The sequence below is a fragment of the Mesorhizobium sp. B1-1-5 genome (assembly GCF_006443065.1).
GTDB lineage: Bacteria > Pseudomonadota > Alphaproteobacteria > Rhizobiales > Rhizobiaceae > Mesorhizobium.
Map to the genome: position 1 here is coordinate 1 of NZ_VFWS01000589.1, position 1,102 is coordinate 1,102.

Below are 1,102 nucleotides of genomic sequence, written 5' to 3' on the forward strand. Positions count from 1 at the left end.
CGACCGGTTACACCATGGCCATGCCGGCGCCCGGCGTGTTCGCGCAGATGCAGTCCAACATGGCGGCGACGCTAAACATCGACTGGGCGCTTGGGCTGGCCTCCGGCATCCTCGCCTCGCAAGGCATCACCCGCAGCAATGGCGAAATGATTGCGCTCGTCGATGCCTGGATCGCGGCCTCGCAGCCCGCCTCACTGCTCTACCAGCCCTATGTGTCGGAGGCCGGCGAGAGGGGGCCGTTCGTCGATGCCAATGCGAGAGCCGGCTTCGTCGGCATTTCCTCGCGCCACGGCTATGCCGACCTGGTGCGCGCCGTCTTCGAGGGATTGGCCTTCGCCGCGCGCGATTGCTACGCCGCCATGGGGCCATTGCCGCGCGAGATCCGGCTGACCGGAGGCGCCGCCCGAAGCCCGGCGCTGCGCAAGATCCTCGGAGCCGCCGTCGGCGCAGATATCCGCACCAGCCAGCGCGAGGAGGCCGGGGCGGCCGGCGCGGCGATGATAGCCGCGGTCTGCGTCGGCCTGTACAAGTCGATGGACGAATGCGTCGCGGAATGGGTGACGCCGCTGCTTGGCGAGGCGGAGCCGAGCGACCGGAACCTCGCCGCGATCTACGACAGGATGACCCCGTCCTACATGTTGGCGCACAAGGCGCTGCGGCCGGTCTGGCGCGCGATGGCTTCAGTGCAGGCAAATTGAGAAGTCGAGTATGCCCAGGAAAATAGCGATCATTGGCGACAACTTCATGCTTCCGGAGGTGTTTCGCGCCAAAATCGAGAAGGTCGCGAGCGGTGACCTCGATGTCAGGACATTGCAGACGGCCTGGCCCGACGAGCCGATGGAATTCGGCGATCCGGCGCTCGGCCTCGACAAGGTCAAGGAGTATTTCGGCCGTCCCGACGAGGTCGTCGAGTTCATCGGCGACGCCGAGATCCTCGTCACCCAGCTCGCGCCGCTGTCGGAGGGCATGATGCGCCGCCTGCCGGCCCTGAAGCTGGTCGCGGTGTCGCGCGGCGGCCCGATCAACATCGACATGGAAGCGGCGCGCGCGCATGGCCTCACCGTCGTCACCGTGCCCGGCCGCAACGCGACCGCCGTGGCCG

At 67.6% G+C, this 1,102-nt stretch carries 1 protein-coding gene and 1 pseudogene; both read left to right on the forward strand.

Annotation, left to right across the window (positions count from 1 at the left end; genetic code table 11):
* On the forward strand, nucleotides 1-698 hold a 698-nt coding region (locus FJ980_RS33550; protein ID WP_140547658.1), incomplete at its 5' end, for an FGGY-family carbohydrate kinase.
* A 10-nt stretch (nucleotides 699-708) separates the two neighbouring features.
* Nucleotides 709-1,102: pseudogene (locus FJ980_RS33555) on the forward strand (oxidoreductase); the annotation flags it as partial.